Annotated in this window: 17 protein-coding genes; 8 read left to right on the top strand and 9 right to left on the bottom strand. The window is 64.8% G+C overall.

Going from position 1 to position 20,792, the window contains the following annotated elements; all coding sequences use genetic code 11:
• Nucleotides 1–57: 57 nt before the first annotated feature.
• Entirely contained in the window at nt 58–264 is a 207-nt protein-coding gene (gene rpsU / locus ACN2XU_RS01425) for a 30S ribosomal protein S21 (RefSeq protein WP_005614280.1), read from the top strand.
• A gap of 394 nt (nt 265–658) precedes the next feature.
• Here rpsU and ACN2XU_RS01420 read toward each other — a convergent pair whose 3' ends face one another.
• Together ACN2XU_RS01420 and ACN2XU_RS01415 are read right to left on the bottom strand one after the other, a co-directional pair.
• Nucleotides 659–2,095, bottom strand: a complete 1,437-nt coding sequence (locus tag ACN2XU_RS01420) for a D-alanyl-D-alanine carboxypeptidase family protein (RefSeq protein ID WP_419408596.1) — start codon at nt 2,093–2,095, stop codon at nt 659–661.
• A gap of 347 nt (nt 2,096–2,442) precedes the next feature.
• On the bottom strand, nt 2,443–3,141 hold the full coding sequence (locus tag ACN2XU_RS01415; protein WP_419408595.1) for an HAD family hydrolase: 699 nt from the start codon (nt 3,139–3,141) through the stop codon (nt 2,443–2,445).
• Between the two features lie 126 nt (nt 3,142–3,267).
• Here ACN2XU_RS01415 and clpS point away from each other — a divergent pair, with 126 nt between their 5' ends.
• From clpS to hemF, 4 genes are read left to right on the top strand one after another with little or no spacing between them, the layout of a single operon-like run.
• On the top strand, nt 3,268–3,597 hold the full coding sequence (gene clpS, locus ACN2XU_RS01410; protein WP_419408822.1) for an ATP-dependent Clp protease adapter ClpS: 330 nt from the start codon (nt 3,268–3,270) through the stop codon (nt 3,595–3,597).
• Nucleotides 3,598–3,615: 18 nt separating this feature from the next.
• On the top strand, nt 3,616–4,605 hold the full coding sequence (locus ACN2XU_RS01405) for a class I SAM-dependent methyltransferase (RefSeq protein WP_419408594.1): 990 nt from the start codon (nt 3,616–3,618) through the stop codon (nt 4,603–4,605).
• A gap of 24 nt (nt 4,606–4,629) precedes the next feature.
• Nucleotides 4,630–5,433: an SDR family NAD(P)-dependent oxidoreductase gene (locus ACN2XU_RS01400; protein ID WP_419408593.1), complete on the top strand. Its 804-nt coding sequence runs from the start codon at nt 4,630–4,632 to the stop codon at nt 5,431–5,433.
• A gap of 30 nt (nt 5,434–5,463) precedes the next feature.
• Nucleotides 5,464–6,354 carry an oxygen-dependent coproporphyrinogen oxidase gene (hemF, locus tag ACN2XU_RS01395; protein WP_419408592.1) on the top strand — a complete coding sequence of 297 codons (891 nt, stop codon included), beginning with the start codon at nt 5,464–5,466 and terminating at the stop codon, nt 6,352–6,354.
• A gap of 89 nt (nt 6,355–6,443) precedes the next feature.
• On the opposite strand, the gene ACN2XU_RS01390 is transcribed toward hemF, so the two are convergent.
• Nucleotides 6,444–7,004, bottom strand: a complete 561-nt coding sequence (locus ACN2XU_RS01390; RefSeq protein WP_419408591.1) for a hypothetical protein — start codon at nt 7,002–7,004, stop codon at nt 6,444–6,446.
• Between the two features lie 100 nt (nt 7,005–7,104).
• Here ACN2XU_RS01390 and ACN2XU_RS01385 point away from each other — a divergent pair, with 100 nt between their 5' ends.
• From ACN2XU_RS01385 to dtd, 3 genes are all read left to right on the top strand, one after another.
• Nucleotides 7,105–8,190 carry a TFIIB-type zinc finger domain-containing protein gene (locus tag ACN2XU_RS01385; RefSeq protein WP_419408590.1) on the top strand — a complete coding sequence of 362 codons (1,086 nt, stop codon included), beginning with the start codon at nt 7,105–7,107 and terminating at the stop codon, nt 8,188–8,190.
• A 64-nt stretch (nt 8,191–8,254) separates the two neighbouring features.
• A complete protein-coding gene (locus ACN2XU_RS01380) occupies nt 8,255–9,151 on the top strand; it encodes a carbohydrate kinase family protein (RefSeq protein WP_419408589.1) in 897 nt (298 codons plus the stop codon).
• The gene (dtd, locus tag ACN2XU_RS01375) at nt 9,148–9,591 is read left to right on the top strand and encodes a D-aminoacyl-tRNA deacylase (RefSeq protein ID WP_419408588.1); all 444 of its coding nucleotides are present in this window, start codon (nt 9,148–9,150) and stop codon (nt 9,589–9,591) included. The genes ACN2XU_RS01380 and dtd overlap by 4 nt, the downstream gene beginning before the upstream one ends.
• Before the next feature lie 225 nt (nt 9,592–9,816).
• Here the strand turns inward: dtd and ACN2XU_RS01370 are convergent, their stop codons facing one another.
• The 6 genes from ACN2XU_RS01370 to ACN2XU_RS01345 all read right to left on the bottom strand — a co-directional run bounded on the left by ACN2XU_RS01370 (nt 9,817) and on the right by ACN2XU_RS01345 (nt 20,757).
• Nucleotides 9,817–10,998, bottom strand: coding sequence for an HlyD family type I secretion periplasmic adaptor subunit (locus tag ACN2XU_RS01370; protein ID WP_419408587.1), 1,182 nt, complete (start codon nt 10,996–10,998; stop codon nt 9,817–9,819).
• A gap of 1 nt (nt 10,999) precedes the next feature.
• On the bottom strand, nt 11,000–13,174 hold the full coding sequence (locus ACN2XU_RS01365; RefSeq protein ID WP_419408821.1) for an ATP-binding cassette domain-containing protein: 2,175 nt from the start codon (nt 13,172–13,174) through the stop codon (nt 11,000–11,002).
• A gap of 41 nt (nt 13,175–13,215) precedes the next feature.
• Entirely contained in the window at nt 13,216–14,526 is a 1,311-nt protein-coding gene (locus tag ACN2XU_RS01360) for a TolC family protein (protein ID WP_419408586.1), read from the bottom strand.
• A gap of 109 nt (nt 14,527–14,635) precedes the next feature.
• Nucleotides 14,636–18,727, bottom strand: coding sequence for a beta strand repeat-containing protein (locus ACN2XU_RS01355; protein ID WP_419408585.1), 4,092 nt, complete (start codon nt 18,725–18,727; stop codon nt 14,636–14,638).
• A 200-nt stretch (nt 18,728–18,927) separates the two neighbouring features.
• Entirely contained in the window at nt 18,928–20,016 is a 1,089-nt protein-coding gene (locus ACN2XU_RS01350) for a Gfo/Idh/MocA family protein (protein WP_419408584.1), read from the bottom strand.
• A 39-nt stretch (nt 20,017–20,055) separates the two neighbouring features.
• Nucleotides 20,056–20,757, bottom strand: coding sequence for a GntR family transcriptional regulator (locus tag ACN2XU_RS01345; RefSeq protein ID WP_419408583.1), 702 nt, complete (start codon nt 20,755–20,757; stop codon nt 20,056–20,058).
• Between the last annotated feature and the right edge of the window lie 35 nt (nt 20,758–20,792).

Here is a 20,792-nt window from a genome sequence, read left to right as displayed (position 1 = left end):
ATACGGCCACTTCCTGCAACTTTTGCAACTCAAACCTAGAAAGGTGGTGACAACCACATGCAGGTCAGTGTTCGTGACAACAACGTCGATCAGGCGCTCCGCGCCCTGAAGAAGAAGCTCCAGCGCGAAGGCGTGTTCCGCGAGATGAAGCTCAAGCAACATTTCGAGAAGCCGTCCGAGAAGAAAGCGCGTGAGAAGGCCGAGGCTATTCGCCGCGCCCGCAAGCTCGCTCGCAAGAAAGCCCAGCGCGAAGGTCTCCTCTGAGGCTCGCAATGATCGGCTTCATGAACTGAAGTCAGGGACCGATCCGGTTCCTCAGACGACCCCCGGGGCTGCGGCCTTTCGGGGGTTTGTCATTTTTGGATCAATGATTTTCAGAGGTTTCGCCGCGCTGATGCGCGTCGAGATACGCGCCTGCCCTTCGGGCAGGCGCGAAGGGCTCCGCCCTCGCCCCTACGGGGCTCACCCGAGGTATTTCAGGGACCAAAGACGCCGTGCTGGACAGCCGTTCGGGCGTCTTTGGCCCACCAAATACCTCGGGGGATGAATGCCGAAGGCAGAAGGGGGCAGAGCCCCCTTTCAAGCGAGCGAAGCGAGCGCCGGTCGACGCGCGCAAGCGCGGCGAAACCTTTCTGACGCGGGTACCGCTTTGGGTATGTCAGCTCGGGCCGATCATGAAGCACGTGATCTGGCGGGCCTGAAGGCGGCGGCAGGCGAGGTCCGCCTGGTCACGGGTCAGGCCCATGAAGTTCGCGTCGAAGCCACGGTTGCCCTTGTTCACCTTGCGCAGCGCTCCGTCGAGCGAGGCAGTTTCAGTCAGGGCCGTTTTCAATAGCACCTTTTCGGCGGCAAACCGGCTTGGGTAGCGACCAATGTTCACGCCCCAGTGCCGTCCGCCCGATGTCGAAAGCCGGGTGACCACTTCCGCGGCGCGGGCCGGGGTGGCGGTTTCACGCAAGTCGGCAGCGGCGAGTTGTACGCCCTCCGGACGCCGCGCCGGTTTGACAGAGGCGCTGGGCGCGATGCCGACGGTGTCCGCCGTGACCGGCGGAGCGCCAGCGGGTTCGACAGAGGCGATGGTTTGCACTTCTTTTAGCATGTTCTCGATGTCGTCTTCGACGCCGGCCACCAGCGGCGCGATGTCTTCGGCTGTGACGGCGATCGGGCGGGCTTGCGGGCGCAGGCTGCTGGTCACGGCGGCGCGCGCCACACGGATCGTCTTGGCGCGGGTGCCGGGTGCCGGGTTGCTGCTTTGGGCCACGACCACATCGCTGCCCTTGCCCAGGTAGGGCGGTTTGCCCGGCTCCCGGAATGGCGCGTTGGGCGACGTGCGGCGGAATCCGAGGTCCAGCAGTTCGGCCACCTTCGCGTTGCGCGACGCGGTTGAGCGCCCGCCAAAAACCGTGGCGATCACGCGCTCCCTGCCCCGTTCCGCGGACGCCACCAGGTTGAACCCGGCGGCGCGGGTGTAGCCCGTCTTGATCCCATCCGCGCCTTTGTAGCTTTGCAGCAGGCGGCGGTTCGTGTGGCTGACCGTGCGCACGCCCGCGTCGGCGGTGATGCGCGAGAACAGGTTGTAGTACTGAGGGTAGTCATAGATCACGTGCCGCCCGAGGATCGACATGTCGCGGGCGGTGGAGAGGTGGCCCTCCTCGGTCAGGCCATGGGCGTTCCTGAATGTGGTTCGTGTCATGCCCAGCGCCTTGGCGGTGCGGTTCATCCGGCGGGCGAAGGCCGCTTCGGAGCCTGCGATCGACTCGCCGATGGCGGTGGCGGCGTCGTTGGCGGATTTCACCGCCGCCGCCCGGACGAGGTAGCGCAAGGCTATGGTCTGGCCTTCGCGCAGGCCCAGTTTGGAGGGCGGCTCGGACGCGGCGTTGCGCGAGATTCGCACCTTCGTATCCATGGTGATCTCACCGTTCTGCACCGCTTCGAAGGCGATGTAGAGTGTCATCATCTTGGTCAGCGAGGCCGGATGCAGCCGCGTGTCGGCATTGTCCGCGTGCAGGACCTTGCCCGACCGCGCATCCATCACCAGCGCCGCATAGGGCGCTGCCATGGCGCTCAGCGGCACCAGGAGAATGAGCCAAACCATAGTGATTACGTACAGGCCAATACGGCCTGACTGCCTGCGACGTCCCGTCTGCATGTTCCGCCTATATACTGCCTCGCGTCCCCGGATTTTTCCGGTGGACTGTTTTTGATTGCAGCAAGGCTAGCACGGGAGGCGCTTCAAGAGAAGCCTCCAATGCATTGATTAACCGTGATTTTAGTTAACGGCTGTTAAGCATATGTTGGGGGTCGCGGTGGGAGATCCCCAACAGAGGCGATTGTGGCAAGACTGTGGCGGAATGTGGCAAGACTGTGGCGGCGGTTTGTGTCCCGGTTCGGCGCGGTGAGTCTTGGGGGCTGCCGCGCGCGGGGGTGCGAGGGTGGGCGGGGTCAGCCCAGAGCCGCGACCAGATCCGGCAGCCCGGAGAGATCGGGCAATTCGCGGAAGCGCGCCGCCTCCGGCGGGTCGGCGTGCTCCAGATCCCAGGCCAGATCGTGCGGGACGTGCACGCCCCAGGCCCCGACGGTGATGGGCGGGATGACATCGGATTTCATCGAGTTGCCGATCATCATCGCCGCCTCCGGCCCGCCCGGCGTCCGGGCGAAGATGCGCGCATAGGTGGCCGGTTGTTTGTCCGAGACGATTTCCACCCCGTCGAAAAGATCGCCAAGGCCGGATTGCGCCAGTTTGCGTTCCTGGTGCAGCAGGTCGCCCTTGGTGATGAGCAGCACGTGGTGGCTTTGCGCGACGGCCTCCACCGCATCGCGGGCGTGTGGCAGAAGTTCCATGGGATGGTCCAGCATCTCGCGCCCGGCGTGGAGCAATTCGGAGATCACCGAGGCCGGGACGTGCCCGTCCGTGACCTCGATGGCGGTTTCGATCATCGACAGGGTAAAGCCTTTGACGCCGAATCCATAATGGCCGATGTTTCGCTTTTCGGCTTCCAGAAGGTGCGCATCGAGATGATCACGGGGCACATAGTCGGCAAGAAGATCGGCGAATCGCTGCTGTGTGAGGTGAAAGAAGCGTTCGTTGTGCCAGAGCGTATCATCCGCATCGAAGGCAATTGTTCGTAATATTTTCACCATTCTGCGCCCCATTTTATCCGGACCCTTTTCGCGGCGGACCAAGACGTTATATAGAGGCCTCTGATGATGGAATGCAAAAGCTTGGCGAACGTGATGAAGACGGCAGAGATCCTCAAGCCCCGTGCCATGGCGGGCAATCCAGACCGCCCCGGCGATGACGGGGCGGACATGGGTGTCGCGTTGGACACCCGGCCCAAGACCAAGAAGCCGCCCTTGTACAAGGTGCTGCTTCTCAACGACGATTTCACACCGATGGAATTCGTGGTGCATGTGCTGGAGCGGTTTTTCGGTATGACCCATGCGCAGGCCTTTGAAGTCATGCTGACCGTGCACAAGAAGGGCGTCGCCGTTGTCGGCGTTTTCAGCCATGAAATTGCCGAGACCAAGGTCGGCCAGGTGATGGATTTCGCGCGCCGCCATCAGCATCCGCTGCAATGCACCATGGAAAAGGAATAGGGCGCCCGCCCTGTCGTCATGAGCGCTGAACGCCTCCGATTTGCCATTGAGAAAGGCGGGCTTGTCCTGCCGGACGATGGCTTGATTGCGCTGCTTGGGGCGCAGGCCGAGGATGGCCTGCCGCTGCCTGCGGCGCGCTGTGAAATCATCCAGACCTTTGCGCCGGAGGTGGCCGCCTGGACGCACCAGGGCGTGGTGCTGCGCACGGCGCTTCAGGGCCCGTATTCGGCGATCATCGTCACCCTGCCCCGCGCCCGCGATCTGGCCGAAGCGTTGATCGCAAGGGCCGAGGCGGCGGCCGGGGGCGCGCCGATCGTGGTGAATGGCGCCAAGACAGACGGTATCGAATCCATCATCAAGGCGTTGAAAGCCAAGGTTTCGATCCAGGGCCAGGTCTCCAAGGCGCATGGCAAATGCGTCTGGTTTCAATCGCACGACAGCTTGCAGGACTGGGCTCGGCCAGCGATGGCCCGCACCGCTGCGGGCGACATGACGGCGCCGGGCGTGTTCTCTGCGGATGGCGCGGATCCGGCCTCCGAAGCGCTGGCGGCGGCTCTGCCGGACACGCTCAAGGGCGCGGTTGCCGATCTTGGCGCAGGCTGGGGCTGGCTCTCGCGGGAGGTCCTGAACCGCGCGGCGGTGACGCGGCTGCATCTGGTGGAAGCGGAGCTGACCGCGCTGGATTGCGCCAAGATCAATGTGACCGATCCACGGGCCGTCTTTCATTGGGAGGATGCCACCACGTGGAAGCCCGAGCGCAGCCTCGATGCGGTGGTGATGAACCCGCCCTTTCACGTCGGGCGCAAGGCGGACCCCAAGCTTGGCCAGGCCTTCATGGCGGCGGCGGCGCGTATGCTGGCGCCGAACGGGCATCTTTGGATGGTGGCCAACCGTCATTTGCCCTACGAGACCACTTTGGCCACGCTGTTCCGCGATCATGCGGAAGTGGCGGGCACGTCGAAGTTCAAGATCCTGCACGCTGCGCGCCCGGTGCGTCAGCGTCGGTAACCACCCCGGGAAGAGGGATTTGCGATGAGTTTCAGCATCGAAGGCAAGACCGCCATCGTGACGGGCGCCGCCAATGGCGTCGGTCTCGCCATTGCACGGCATTTCGTCAACAAGGGTGCCAATGTGATGTTCGCGGACATGGACGAGACACGGCTCGTCAAGGAATGCGGCGAGAACCTCTCGGACGAGAGCAACATGCAGTATTTCGTCGGTGACCTGCGGGAGCGGCTGACGCTGGCCAACCTGCTGTCGGCGACGCTCGATGCCTATGACCGGGTGGATGTCCTGGTTAATGGCTCGCGGCAGATGGTGGTTTCCGATCCGCTCGATCTCGACGACGGATCGGTCGAACAGATGATCAACCAGAACCTGATGATCTCGCTGCGGCTGAGCCAGGTGGTGGCCAAGCGGATGATCAAGCAGGCGGAAGGACAGGACAGCGGACCGGTGGGCGCCATCGTGAACCTGTCTTCGATCGCAGCGCGGCACTCGCATCCGGAGCTGCTCGGGTATTCGGTGGCCTGTGCGGCGCTGGACCAGATGACGCGCAGCCTTGCCGTGGCGCTGGCGCCGGAGCGTATCCGGGTGAACGGCGTCGGCTTTGGCTCTGTCATGTCCTCCAGTCTCAAGCAGACTCTCAAGGAGCATTCGGAGTACCGCCGGGACATCGAGGAGCACACGCCGCTGGGCCGCATTGCCGCGCCGAGCGAGTTGGCCGAGACCGTGCAGTTTCTCGCGTCCGATGCCGCCGGTTTCATGACCGGACAGGTGATGACCGTCGACGGCGGGCGCACCCTGTTGGACCCGGTTGCGGCGCCAGCGCATTGATTTGATACTGAGACCTTTCGGGAGGGTGACATGACAGACGCCATGGTGGACGAAAAACAGCAGGCGAGCGCGTGGTTCCGTCAGCTTCGCGATGACATTGTCACGGCGTTCGAAGGGTTGGAAGACAGCCACGCCGAGGGTCCTTTTGCCGATGCCGCGCCGGGCCGGTTCGAGGTTACCGAAACCAGGCGGACCTCCGACGATGGCAGCGATGCGGGCGGCGGGCTGATGAGCGTGATGCGCGGCGGCCGGGTCTTCGAGAAGGTCGGGGTGAATGTCTCGACCGTCTACGGCACGCTTGGCACGGCGGCGCAGACGGCCATGGCGGCGCGGGGCGTGCCGGGGATCGAGGCCGACCCGCGGTTCTGGGCCTCGGGTATTTCGCTGGTCGCGCATATGCAGAACCCGCATTGCCCGGCGGTGCATATGAACACGCGGATGTTCTGGACCCCGGGAGCGTGGTGGTTCGGTGGCGGCTCTGACCTCAACCCCTGTCTGGAGTATGACGAGGACACAGCGCATTTCCACGCAGTGCAGAAGGCGCATCTCGACCCGCATGGAGAAGAGAAGTATCCGCGCCTGAAGGCATGGGCGGACGAGTACTTCTTTATTCCGCACCGGGGCCGGGCGCGCGGTGTCGGCGGCATCTTCATGGACGATCAGAACAGTGGCGACTGGGCCACGGATTTTGCCCTGACACAGGACATCGGCCGGGCTTTCCTGCCTGCCTATGTGCCGCTGATCGAGAAGCGCCGGGGCACGGCCTTTGGAGAGGCAGAGAAGGATGCGCAACTGGTGCATCGTGGTCTCTATGCCGAATACAACCTCGTCTACGACCGGGGAACCAAGTTCGGGCTGGCCACGGGACATGACGCCAATGCGGTGCTGATGAGCCTGCCGCCGATGGCCAAATGGGTCTAGGGCAATCGTTTCATTTGTTGTGAGGGCGCCCGATGGCGCCCTTCATGCCTTCCGCCGCTGATGCGTCAGCGCCCGCGCGTGCGTCGCGGTTATCCCGCGTCGGGGCCGGTGATCGGCCCGGGCAAGGCACCGAGGACAGGCGGCCCCGGGCAGGCATCGGGCGGGAATTGATAACTGTCGTCGCGCACCGCCGGGAACGGCGTGTAGGGATCTATGCGCGAGGCAAAGAGCGGCTCGTCGTTGCGGCAGAAGTCCTGCCCGAGATTGCCGAGGTTGAAGCCAAAGCCCCCCTCGCCGCAATCATCCCCCGCACCGTTCATGTTCCAGGCCTGCGGCATCGGAATGCCGCGCCCCTCGACCACGAAGGCCGCTTCGCGCGGAATGAAATGCAGCCGCCAGGAGGTGCGTTCGTTCAGCATGGTCAGCGCCCATCGTCCAATGGGCTCGCCATCGAAAAACCCGTCGATGTGGAAGCAGGACACGTCGCCTTCGCGCACGACCCGCGCGTCCAGCAGCGCGCTGTCAAAGGACATGGCACCGGTCATCGAATAGCCCTCTGCCCCCTTCCATGAAAAGCGGTAGGTCACCGGATCCGCAGCGGCGGGCAGCGCGGCCAGGACAAGCAAGAGGCAGGCAAAAAGACGAGTCATAGCCGCAGCCTAAGGGATATCCAGCCGCAGGGAAACGCCCCTCTTTTGCATCGCGGCCACACAGGGTAGGTTTGCGCCGGACGTCACCGAAAGGCCCGGAATGACACAGGAACACCGCTTTCCCTGCGACCAGTGCGGGGCCGACTATCGCTTTGATCCCGACGCGGGAAAGCTGATCTGTGATCACTGCGGCAACACGCGGGAGATCACCGACAGCGGCCCGTGGAAAGGCTCCATCAAGGAGCTGGATTTCAAGGCCGCGATGGACAACCTTTTGCCGCTTCAGGAGATCGAGGAAACGCGGGTTTCCAAATGTCCCAACTGCGCCGCGCAGATCGAGTTTGACCCCGATGTGCACGCCACCGAATGCCCGTTCTGCGCCACGCCGCTTGTCACCGACACCGGCGCGCACCGGCATATCAAACCGCGCGGGGTGCTGCCGTTTGCGCTTGAGGAGACAAACGCGCGCGATGCCATGTCGGAGTGGCTCGGCTCGCTGTGGTTCGCACCGAACGGGTTACAGGAGTACGCCCGCAAGGGGCGCAAGATGACTGGCATTTACGTGCCCTACTGGACCTTCGACGCGCACACCGAGAGCGATTATCGCGGCGAGCGCGGCACGGTCTATTACGAGACCCGGCAAGTCATGCGCGACGGCAAGATGGAGACGCAGCGGGTGCAGAAAATCCGGTGGTCGCCGAAATCCGGCCATGTCAGCCGCTTTTTCGATGATGTGCTCGTGCTCGCCGCGCGCTCCCTGCCGAAACGGTTTACCGATGCGCTGGAGCCATGGGATCTGGCCGCGATGGAGCCGTATCGGCCCGAGTATCTTGCCGGGTTTCGTGCCGAGGGCTATCAGGTCGATCTCGACGAAGGCTTCCACGAGGCCCGCGCCCATATGGATCAGGTGATCCGCCGGGACGTGAAATTCGACATCGGCGGCGACCGCCAGCGCATTCACGCGGTCGACACGGCGGTCAGCGCGGTGACTTTCAAACATGTGCTGCTGCCGGTCTGGCTTGCCGCGTACAAATATCAGGGCAAGAGTTATCGGTTCGTGGTGAACGGGCGCACCGGGCGGGTGCAGGGCGAGCGCCCCTATTCGGCGTGGAAGATCGCTTTTGCGGTCATTGTCGGGCTGATCGTCGCCGGGGCGGTGGGCTACGTCGTGGCGATGAACCAGTAAGACCCTTGCCAGAAAGGCATCGGCAAGGATAGTTAGCGCAAACATTTCAAGAGGAGACGGTCCGATGATCCTGTGTTGCGGCGAAGCCCTGATCGACATGCTGCCCCGGGTAAGCCCGGATGGCGAGCCCTGCTTTGCGCCCTATGCGGGCGGCGCGGTGATGAACACGGCGATCGCGCTTGGCCGTCTTGGGGCGCCGTCGGGCTACTTTGGCGGGCTGTCCACGGACCTCTTCGGCAAAATCCTCGAAGAGACGCTGGAGGCCTCGAAGGTGGATCATTCGCTGTGCCCGCGCAGCGCGCGCCCCACGACGCTGGCCTTCGTGACCCTGACCGACGGCCACGCGCAATACGCCTTCTACGACGAGAATACCGCCGGGCGGATGCTGCGCGAAACCGACCTGCCCGATGTATCCGGCACCGCCGAAGCGCTGTTCTTTGGCGGCATCAGCCTCGTCTCCGAGCCGCAAGCGGACAGCTACGCCACGCTGTGCCTGAATGCCGGGGATCTGCCGGTGATGCTCGATCCGAACATCCGGCCCGGCTTCATCACCGACGAGGCGCGCTATCGGGCGCGGCTGGAAAGGATGCTGATGCGCGCGGATGTCGTGAAGATCTCAGATGAGGACATGGACTGGCTGGGAACCACGCCCGATGCGCTGCTTGAAAGCTGCAAGGTGGTGCTGCTGACACGGGGCGCGGAAGGCGTGGATATCGTGACGCCCGAGGGCGTCCGCCGCGTTCCCGCACAGAAAGTGACGGTGGTCGATACGGTCGGCGCCGGGGATACCTTCAACGCGGGCTTCCTCGCCGGGCTGCGCAAGGCGGGCCTGCTGAGCCGCGACTCCTTGAGCGGTGCCGGTCTCGACGCGCTGGCCCCGGCGGCGGAGCTGGGCGCGAAGGCGGCGGCTGTGACCGTCAGCCGCGCGGGCGCAAACCCGCCTTGGGAGTACGAATTGTGAGGGCGCTGATTCAGCGCGTCACGTCGGCCCGGGTCGAGATCGCGGGCGACACTGTCGGCGACATTGGGGCCGGTGTGCTGATCCTGATCTGCGCCATGCAGGGTGACACCGAGGCCCATGCGGACAAACTGGCCGCCAAGATCGCCAAGCTGCGCATCTTCAAGGACGACGAAGGCCGGATGAACCGCGGGTTGCGCGACACCGGCGGGGCCGCGCTGATCGTCAGCCAGTTCACCCTCGCCGCAGACACATCGCGCGGTAACCGTCCCGGCTTCAGCGCGGCCGCCCCGCCGGAGGTGGGCGAACGCCTCTACGAACATTTCACCGCACAGATCGCGGCACAGGGGATCGACGTTGCCACGGGACGCTTTGGTGCGGATATGGCGGTGAGCCTGACCAACGATGGGCCGGTGACGATCTGGATGGACACCGAGACCTGACAGCGGGGCGCCGGCGGTCAGTCCCTGCCCCCCAGGTGTTTTACCGAGAAGACACACGAGCACGCCCGCGTCTTTCGTTTCGGTCTCAATGCACCACTGCCCCGGTAGTCCCGGATTGCCGCCTTCGTCCTGAAAGCACATCACGCTGTTCCGGGCGCCCGCCCGAGGACGTCGCCGGAGGCGAAAGGACGAGACAGCCTGTGCCGCGCCAGCGGCTCCGCCTTGTTACGGCTCGCGGAAGGCTTCGCGGCTCTTGTAGAGCGGTTTGAGCATGTATTGCAGCACCGTCTTCTCGCCGGTGTGCAGCTCCGCCTGGGCCTGCATGCCGGGTCGGATTTCGATCGAGGCCTGGCGGTCGGTGAGCGAGTCCATGTCGACGCGGATCGTCACCTTGTAGTGCGGCTCCAGTTCCGGGCGGCGTTCGTCCTTGAAGCTGTCGGCGGAGATCACGTCCACGCGCCCCTTGAGCGTGCCGTAGATCGTGTAGTCGTAGGCGGTCAGCTTGATCGTCGCCTCCTGCCCACGCCGGATGTTGGCGATGTCTTCGGGTTTGATCTGCGCTTCGACAAAGAGTTCCTCGTCGGCGGGAATGATCTGCAGGATCTCCTCGCCGGGGCGCACGACGCCGCCGATGGTGGTGACAGAGAGCGTGTTGACGATGCCGTGCATGGGCGATGTCAGGACGGTGCGGTTGAGCTGATCCTGGCTGGCCTTGAGGTTTTGCCGGAGCGTCGCCAGTTCCTTGAGCGTTTCGGAATACTCCTCGGCGCGGCCGAGTTCGGTTTGCGTCACGATCTCGTCGTACATTTTCTTGGCGTCGGCGTGGGCCTTGCGCGCGCGGGTCACTTCGATCAGAGCGACAACCTTCTTGTCCAGAAGGTTCTCCATCAGATCGCGTTCGTTCTGCGCCTGGGCCAGCACGCTTTGCGCACCGGCTTTGCGCGAGAGGTAGTCGGATTGCCGCGCCTGCAGCAACGATTGTTCCGATTGCACGAGCTCCGGCGAGCGCACGGCCAGCGACGCGGGCGCGTCGAAGTGTGACGCCCCCGCCAGTTCCGCTTCGAGCCGTAGGCGGCGGATCTCCAGCGCGGTGATCTGATCGCGCAGGTCTTCGACCGAGGATTTGAATTGTGTGCCCTGCAGGCGGGCGAGCACGTCGCCGCGCAGGACTTCGTCGCCCTCCTTTACCAGAAGTTCGGCGAGGATGCCGCCTTCAAGGTTCTGGATGATCTGCGGGCGCGAGGAGGAGATGATTTCGCCCTCGCCGCGCACGATTTCATCGACCCACGCGTAACTGGCCCAGATGATGAACACCCAGACCGTCGCGGCGCAGAGCCAGATCGTCAAGGACGGCCCCTTGAGGTCGCGCGCGAGTTGCGCCGAGAGATTGGTGCTGTTGCTGCTCATATCAGGCGGCCCCCTGCCCTGCGGTGCGCAGATGGTCGAGCACCTGATCGCGCGGCCCGTCGATCGCCATGCGGCCGTTGGCCAGGATCAGCGTGCGCGAGGCGAGCGACAGGATCGGCACCCGATGCGTCGCGATCACCGCCGTGCGGCCTTCGAGCCAGCCATCGAGGCGGGAGATCAGCGTCTTTTCCAGCGTCTGGTCGAGCGCGGCCGTCGGCTCGTCGAGCAGGCAGACGTCCGGGTCCTGCAGCCAGAGCCGCGCCCAGCCGATGGATTGCCGTTGCCCGACCGAAAGCCCCTCGCCGCCGTCGCGGATGTCGAGGTCGAGCCCCTTCGGGTGGCCTTTGACGAATTGCCCAAGGCCCGCGAAATCGAGCGCTTCGAACAGGCGGTCGTCGCTGCGTTCCAGCATCGACAGGTTCAGGTTGTCGCGTAGCGTGCCCTGGAACAGGCGCACGTCCTGCCCAAGGTAGCCGATGGCGCGGCGCAGATCGCGCGGGTCGACCTGGCTCATCTCGGTGCCGTCGATCAGCACCTTGCCATGGGTCGGGGCATAGAGACCCGTGAGCAGCTTGAGCAGGGTCGATTTGCCCGAGCCGTTTGTACCCAGAACGGCAACCACCTGCCCCGGCTGAATGGCCAGTGTCTTGAGGTCGAGCTGTGCCGCGCCTTCGGGGTCGTAGTGGTAGGCCGCGTCGCGCAGTTCAAACCGGCCCTGCAGCTTTTCACGGCGCAGGTAGGTGCGGTTGCTGTCGCGGTCCTGCGCGGTATAGGCCAGCCCGTCGAGCCCATCGAGTGCCGATTTGACGTTGCCCCAGCGGGCGAGGATGCCCGAGAGCTGTGTCAGCGGCGCAAGGGTGCGCGAGGTCAGGATGCCGGTGGCGATAATCGAGCCAACGGTAAATTCACCCGCGAAGACAAGGTAGGTGCCGGTGATGACCGCGCAGATATAGGTGCCCTGCTGTATGCCCTGGCTCCAGAACGTGAGGACCGAGGCAAGGCGGCGTTGCTGCGAGGATTTGAGCGACTGAACAGCGGTGAGTTCGTCCCAGAGGCGGCGGAAGCGGTCTTCGCCGCGCTGGGTCTTGATGGTGTCGAGTTCGACCACGGTTTCCTGCAGCAGGCGGGATTGCCTGGAGGAGGCCCCCTGCATTTCGCGGGTCAGGCGCATCATGCGCTTTTGCAGGAAGAAGCCCGGGACGACCATGAGGATGCCGCCGGCGATCAACACCCAGACCACGCTGCCCGCGATGGACCAGACCAGCAGCAGGAAGACAAAGATGAACGGAATATCGGCCAGCGCGCCCACGGTGGAGGCGGTGAAGAACTCGCGCACGGAGCTGAATTCGCGCATCGAGGAGAAAAGCTGCGAGGGCGAGCGCCCCGGCGTGTCGGAGCGCATGCCAAGGAGCCGGTCCATCAGGGTCTTCTGTACGCCGATCTCGATCTGCCGCCCGGCACCATCGAGAAGCTGGGAGCGGGCGATCTTGAGGAAGGCTTCAAGCAGGAGCGCAAGCACGGCCCCGGCGGCAAGCACCCAGAGCGTGGCTTCGGATTGATGCGGGATGACGCGGTCGTAGACCTGCAACGAGAAGAGCGCCACGGAGACGGCGAGCAGGTTGGCGACAAAGGAGCCAAGCGCGACTTCGAGAAAATGCCGTTTGAAGCGGGCAAACTCGCCCCAGAACCAATGCGCCTTGTCATTCAGTGCGGCATGGGTTTCCGAGAGCGTCTGAACGGGCGCTTCGGCGTGGATCACCTCGCCGGTGAAGTAGGGCTGAAACTCGGACAGGGCGACGTCACTGCGGCGGTCCGGCGCTTCGGGATCATAGATCGACAGGCCCCGGTCGTCCTGCGAGAGCACGAGCACGGCCTGCCCGTTCTGCATGATCGCGAGGGCGGGCCAGAGATCGCGGGTCAGGGCGCTGACGGATCTGCTGTCGGCAATCAGCCCGGCGGCCCTGGCCCCGGCGCTCAGGGCAAAGGCATCGTAGCTGTCGTCGCAGCCGGCGTTCTGCGTCAGGGCGTCGAGAATGTCGGGTGTCTTGGCTTCCACCCCAAGGCGGGCGGCGAGGACGGCGATCAGATCGGCGCGGTTCCTGGCCCGTTTGGAATGACGCGGCGCGCGTCGGGCGGCATTGGCGGCCAGCGCGGGTGTCGGCACGGCGCGGAGCATGGCGCGGGCCTTGCCCGCGAGGGAGGCACCCGGATGTGTCGTCAAATGCTTGCGCCTTCTGCCAGAGCGCCCTTGAGGCGCGCCAGCTCAAGCTCGGCGCGGGCAGCCTTGTACTTCAGCTCGATCTCCGTCTCCAGCGCCTGGGCGTAGGTCTCGTAGGTGCCGACCACGTCCATGACCTGCCGTTGTCCGCCCTCGTACTGGGCGCGGAACAGATCGAGGTTGCTCTTGGCGCGGGCGGTCAGGGTCGCGGCCTCTTCGGCCTGCCGCCGGAAGGCCTGGGACTGGCGCGATTGCGCTTCTATCCGGCGTTCCGCCACTTCGCGAGCCTCGGCGACCTTGCGGTCGGCGGTTTCACGCACCGCTTCGATGGCTTTGAACTCTGCCATGGTGCCAAGGGAGAAGAGTTGGTCGGTGGTCACTTCGACACCGTAATTGCCGTTGGAGTCCGCATTGGCGGCCAGTCCCGGCAGATGCGAGGCGCGGGAGATGCGAGCCTCCGCGAGGGTGCGTTCGCGTTCAGCGCGGGCGCGGATCACACCCAGCGCTTCGGCAGGCGTGGCCGCCTTCAGACCGCCGACGCCGCGCAGGTCCGACAGGCTGCGCCCGGACATGGCGTTGAGCTCGGCCATGGCGGTGCCGGTGGCTTCCCGCGCCTCGCTGGAGCGGGCGCGCATGGCGGCGAGCTTCTGTTGCAGCACGTTGAGGTCCGACATGTCCGAGACCCCGCCGTTCACGCGCTCCTGCATGACCCATTCGAAATGGGCCATGTCCTTGAGCGCGCGGTCGAGATGCGCCGACAGCTCACGGTTTTCCTCGGCTCTTACGTAAAGCGCGAGCGCGTCGAAGACCCTTTTGTTGCCATCCTCGACAAGGGTGACCGCGGCCAGCTCGACGTTGGCCTTGGCCAGATCGCGTTCGGCGACCTTGCGGCCGTTGTCGAAGAGCACCTGGTTGATCACCAGATCGGCGACGAAATCACCCAGCGAGGTCAGCGAGACACGCGGCCCGATGCGCGGCATCCAGTTGTACTTTGCCGCCTGCGCCCGCATCTGCGCGACGCGCAGCTCGGCCTCCGCGACGCGCGCGTCGGAGGCGATGACCGCATCGGCCACGCGGCTGTAGGGGGTGCCGGAGAGCAGGACGGAGGGACGGGCCTGCAGCGCGCTGATGATGGCAGAGCCTTCGGCGCCCTTGACCTCGGCGGATCGGCTTTGTGGTTTGAGCGCAGCGGGGCTGGCCGCGGCCACGGGGGCCTCGGCTTTGGGCGCGCCGCCGACAAAGCGGCTCACCACCCCGTCGCCGCCCATATCTGATGTGCATCCGGGCAACATCGCTGCCGCGATGATCAAGCCCAGGCTCCGCCTGCTCGTTCTCATAGTCGTGCCCCCGTATCGGCGCGTTATGGTTATATCGGGATCCGGGGGCCGGTTCGGCCGGCCCTCCGGACGTTACTGGTACTTAAACAAGGCCGTTTACGTTGGTGATGTCATCGTCGATCAGGATCGTCGCATCGCCAAGCGTGTAGGTGTTGAACGTCTCGCCTTCCAGCATCGTTGTGCCGGTTTGCGTCGCGCCGGTAATCGTCACGCTGTCGTCGCTGCCGCCGTGCACCACGAGGGTGTCGGAGTTGCTCGAAAGGGCGACGATCTGCGCCTCTGTGATGGTCAGGTGGCTGTCCTCGGCAAAGGTCAAATCGATGCTCTCGACCTGGTACGCGGAGAGCGTGTTGGCCAGTGCGTCGGTCATGGTGACCTCGTTTGTCAGCGGATCGTCGGTGACAAGGTAGTTGCCCGAAACGTTGCCCGCCGCGTCCGTGGAGGTGAGCACGAGGTGCGATCCGTCCGGCACTTCGTCGGCGAATTCGTGGAAGGTCACGTCAAGGCCGTTCACATCATAGGAGCCATCGAGCGCGACAGACACCACTTCGGGCGCGCCGTTCGGTCCGGTGACCATGCCGATCTGCACGGTGTCGTCGGTGATCTCGGTGCGGATCTGGTCAACGCCATCGTGGTTGCGGCCATAGCCTTCCCAGCCCAGCGCTTCAGGGGCCTCCGTGTCGATGGCGATGACCTGCGTGGTGCTGTCGACGTTGCCCGCCGGGTCCGTGGCCTCGATCAGCGCGGTGGCGTTGAGCGTGCCGGTGGGGATGGAGTCCGGCGGCACCGCAAGGGTCCAGTTGCCCGCGTTGTCCACCAGAGCCTCGTGCACCATGCCGCCGAAGGTGACCATGACGCTCGACCCGATTTCGACCGTACCGGAGAGCGTGATGCCCTGCGCGGCCTCGGCGGCGTTGACCACGCCATCGGCGGTGATCGGCTCCGGCGAGGTGGTCAGCGTGTTGACCTCCGTATCGAAAACAAGGGTCAGCTCGGTTTCGGCAGTGTTTCCCGCCTGATCGGTGGTCAACACCTGTGCCGGGGCCGAGGTCTCGCCAGAGAGCATGGCGCTTGCCGGCAGGTCAACAGTCCAGTTGCCGCTCGCATCCACGGTTGAGACATAGGTCATGCCCTCGAAGACAAGCTGCACGGAGGCGCCGACTTCGGTGGTGCCGGACAGGGTGACGCCGTCGGAGGCCTCGACCTCGTTGATGATGCCGTCGCCTTCGATCGGATCGGTGGAGGTGGCGAAGTTGTCGACCTGTGTGTCGACGCGGACGCTGTCCGTACGGGTCAGCGTGTTGCCCGCGCTGTCGGTGATCGTCGCGGTGATCTGGGCGGTGTAGGTGCCCGGGGCAATTTCACCGGCGGCGAAAGGCGCGGTCCAGATGCCGTTGGCACCGGTCTGCACCGTGTGGCTGACGCCGTTCATGGTAACGGTAACCATTTCGCCGGGGTTGGAGGTGCCGGTGAGCACAACGCCGTCCGAAGCCTCGGCAAAGTTGACGATGTCGTCACCTTCAACCGGGGCCGGGCTGATTGTCAGGATGCCGGCCTCGGTGTCGATCTGCACCGATTGGGTCAGCGTCTCGCTGTTGCCCGCCGCGTCGGTGGAGGTGGCGCTGAGCGAGACGGTGCCCTCGCCGGAGGGCAGTTGCCCCGCCGTATAGGACACGGTCCAGTTGCCGTTCGCATCGACCGTGGCCGGAAGCGCGACGCCATCCAGCGTGACGAGCACCGTCGCACCCGGTTCGGTGGTGCCGGTCAGGGTCAGGCCCTGCGCCGCCTCTTCCGCGTTCAGCACCCCATCGGCGCCCCCGGGAGTGGAGGTCATGGCAAAGTTGCGCACCAGCGTGTCGACATCGAGATCGCCCGTCGCCGTTGCAGTGTTGCCAGCGGAATCGGTGGAGACGGCGGTAACCGGAAGCGTGCGCTCGCCGGTCGGGATCTCGGCAGCGCTGTAAGTCACCGTCCAGCTGCCATCGGCGGCCACGGTGGCGGGCCTGGTGACCGCGCCAAGAGTGACCATGACGCTGGCACCGGGTTCGGCGGTGCCGGTCAGGGTGACACCATCGCTGTGTTCGGTTGCGTTGACCACGCCGTCACCCTCGACACCGGCGGTCTGCACGGTCACGGCGGTTTCGGTATCAACGGCGATGCTGCCGGAGGTGGTGGTGCTGTTGCCTGCCGCGTCGGTTGCCGTTGCGGCGACTGCCAGGCTTGTCTCACCTTCGGGGATCAGGGTCGCCGGGATGGTGACCTGCCAGCTGCCATCGGCGCTGACCTGCGCGGTCAGCGCCGTGCCGGAGACCATGACTTCGACGGTGGAGCCCGCTTCGGCGCTACCGGTCAGCAGCACATCGGCGGCGCGTTCGCCCGCATTGACCGTCCCATCGCCGCCAACGGTGGCCGTGTTCATGGAGACGGAAACATCGGTGTCGACCGCGATGCTGCCGGAGGTGGTGGTGACGTTGCCCGCCCCATCGGTCGCGGTGGCGGAGACGGCCAGGCTGGTCTCGCCTTCGGGGATCAGCCCGGCGGGAATCGCGACCTGCCAGCTGCCATCCGCTGCGACGGTGGCGGTGAGCGTGGTGCCGGAGACCGAAACCTCGACCGTGGAACCGGCTTCGGTGGTGCCGGTGAGGGTCACGCCTGCGGCGCGTTCGGCGGCATTGACGGTGCCGTCGCCGCCGACAGACGCGGTGTCGAGCGTCAGGGCGACCTCCGTGTCGATTTCGAAGGCGTGGGTTGTGGAGGCGATGTTGCCCGCCGCGTCCGTGGCCACGATTTCCGCGCTGGTGCTGTAGGTGCCTGCGGGCAGCTCGCCGCTTGCAAAGGTCACGCTCCAAGCGCCGTCCGCATCGGCGACGGTGGTATGGGTGACCCCCTCGACGGTGACTGCGACAGAGGAGCCCGCCTGCGATGTCCCGGTCAGCGTCAGACCTGCGGAGTATTCGCCCTGAGAAATCAGATCGTCGCCGGTGAGCGGCGCGTTGTCGAGGCTGACAAGGCCGACAGTGTCGACCTGAACGTCGTCGGTCAGCACGGTGCTGTTGCCAAAGGCGTCAGTGGCCGTAAGGGTGATGCCGCTGGTGTACTCGCCTTCGGGGAAGACGGTTTCGTCAAGCGTGAACGACCAGGTGCCGCTGGCGTCGATGACCACGGTTTCTTCGTATGTGCCAACGGTGATCGTCAGGCTCGCGCCCGGCTCACCTGTGCCTGTGAGGATGACGCCGCTTTCATCGTATTCCTCGCCGTTGAACAGATCCCCCAGCGACACGGTGCCCGAGGAGATGTCGATCATCGGCGGGGTGGTGTCGATGGCATAGCTCGGACCGTCGAGGTCCGTGGTGGTGCCATCGGGATGCGTGACCGTCACGACCACGTCTTCATAAACGCCATCGGTGGGGAATTCGTCGCCGTCGAAGACCACTTCCCACGTGCCCTCGGGGTCAATGACCGTGGTCACGGTGGAGCCGTCGATCGTGACTTCGACGGTGTCGCCCGGCTCGCCGGTGCCGGTGATCGTCAGACTGGGATCGTCGCTGCCGCCGATGTTGAAATTGCCATTGGCGTCGTCAACCGTCGGAACGGCGGGCGCGGTGCCACCGTCTCCGCCGTCTCCGCCAGTCCCGCCGTCTCCCCCATCGCCTCCGTCCGCAAGGCCGATGAGACCGAGCCCGGCAAGACCGGCGCCCGCGGCGCCCAGAGTGCCAAGGCCCGCCGCCCCGCCGAGAAGCCCGGCGCCAAGCATGGAGACCTCATCATCGCCATACGCGGCCTCTGCCACAACGGTCGGATCCTCGACGAAGATCAGCTCGTCTGACGGGCTCCATTTGCCCCATGTTTCTGTCGGGCCGTACTGGGCATAAAGCGCGCCGCCGTCGGCTTCGACAAAGCTGACCTGGTTCAGCGTGCCATGGGAGCTGACGAACAACCGATTGTCCGCACCGTCGGCGAAATAGCCTTCGACGACCAGCACCCGGCCATCGGCCAGAGTGATCAGAAGATCGTCCGCAGCGCGATCATAACTGCGCAGGTCCGCTTGATTGATATTGATTGAAATGTCGTTTCCCGCGCCGGCCGCGATCAGGAAGCCCTGATTTTCGCCCGCCACAGAACCACGCTCAAGTGCACCCGTACGGGTACGGATCACGAAATCGATCGCGTTCATAGTTACACCGCTCTACCTATCGACGGCTGTTTTTTATCGCCGCCATTTATTTTTCTTTGTTCGAATTATCGCATTTCCGCCTTTTTCGCTAGACGGAAATTGACGTCGCGGGAAAATCAGGTGTGTTTTCCCATGTTTACCACTATATGGGCGGTCGATTGCGGCAACTTTGGGGCAAATTTGCCACAATTACACCACAATCAGAGCGTGATCACCTCTCCCGAGCGCGCCGATTGCTGCGCTGCCATCCCCATGCGGACCGCCCAGGCACCATCCGTCAGGGTGACCTCGGGAGAGCCCTGCCCGCGCACCACGTCGAGAAAGCGGCTATGCTGATAGAACGTCGAGCCGTTGTGATCGCCCGCTTCGAGCAGCGTCGGATCCACCGGGATGTCGACCGCTTGCGGCCCTTTCGGCTGGCGCGGCGAGACAATCACCTGCGCCGTTGGCGGCACGCCCAGATGCGTCGGCCAGAAGCGGCCCGGACCGGGAACAAAGGCTTCGATCTTGCCGCCTGGGCCGACAGCGGACAGCTCTTCTTGGTACCGCGCACCCTCGGCGTACATGCACAGCTCAAGCATCGCCCGCGCGCCGGAGGCAAATTCGGCGATCACATAACCGCTGTCCCAGATGTCCGGCGTCTCACCGTCATAGCTCTCGTCAAGGTGGTTCACCACCTGCCCGGCGCTGGCCATGATGCGCACCGGATCGGACCCCAGCGCCAGCCGCATCAGGTCGAAGAAGTGACAGCATTTTTCGACCAGCGTGCCGCCGGTGTTCCGGTTGAAGCGGTTCCAGTCACCAACCTTGGGCAGGAAGGGAAAGCGGTGCTCGCGGATCGAGAACATGGTGACGCCGCCGGTGGCGGACTGCAGCTGTTCAAGAAAGGTCGCGACAGGCGGCATATAGCGGTACTCCATCGCCACCCAGATCGGCGCCGGGTAGCGCGCCTTCAGGGCCTCCAACTGGGCTCCCTGCTCTTCGCTGGTGTAGAGCGGCTTTTCCATCAGCATGGGCAGTGGACGGATCGCGGCCACCTCGGCCAACTGTCCGACGTGCATGTGGTTGGGGCTGGCCACGAGAAGGCAGTGCAGGGTTTCATCCGAGAGCAGATCGGCAATGGAGGTACACAGGCGCGCATTGGGAGCGATGGCCTTGGCCGCGTTCGCCATGATCTCGTTCGGCTCGAAGATCGCGGCAACGCGGGCGCCGGGCAGAAGGGCGATATTGCGCAGGTGCTCCTGCCCCATCATGCCGCAGCCGATGATGCCGTAATTGATGATATCCATTGAAATTGGCCCTCCCAAGGCCATCGTCAGCCCCGGCCGTCAGGCAAGGCGTGAGACATAGCGGGCGACGCCCGTGTTGATCCAGCTGTAGGACACCTCGGCCCGCGCGCCCTCCTGCCCCCAGCTGATGCGCCGCGCCTGCAGCGCCATCGAGCCGGGCTTCAGCCTGAACCCCTCCGGCGCCCAGAGCGGCACCGGCGCAATCCCCAGCACATCCTCGGCCCGGGTGATCCAGAGGTTCAAGGCCTCGCGGTAGTACAGGTAGAGGGACTCCCGCAGATCCGCCGCGTCCAGCGCCGTCGCAAAGCTGCCATCGAGCCAGATCTCCTCCAGCACGGCGGGAATCCCGTTGAGACGGCGCAGGCGGCGGATGCGATGCGCATGATCCGAGGCCCCGAATGCTGGCAGCGAGGCGGGCTTGGGCAGCCGATCGACCGAGAGCAGCTCCGCGGTGGGAAGGCCGCCCCCCTCCAGCAACTCCACCCGGAAAAAGGCATAGACCGACTGTGCCCCCTGCCGCGCACGGATGTAATTCCCCGAGCCTTGAATGCGCTCAAGCATCCCCTTTTCCGTGAGATCCTTCAACGCCTTGCGCAGGGTGCCGACGCTGATCTCCAGCCGGTCGGCCATCTCGCGTTCGGGCGGAAGACGCTCGCCATCCATCAGGCGCCCGGCATGGATGTCCCGGATCAGCATTTCGCTGATCTGGACATAGAGCGGCAGGGCATGGCGGTCTTTCATGGTGTCCAACATTAAATTGATACACTATTGATCTA

It is taken from the genome of Pacificoceanicola niger (assembly GCF_048553275.1).
GTDB lineage: Bacteria > Pseudomonadota > Alphaproteobacteria > Rhodobacterales > Rhodobacteraceae > Pacificoceanicola.
The sequence above is the reverse complement of the archived record's forward strand: the minus strand, read 5'-3'. Positions and strand labels throughout refer to the sequence as shown.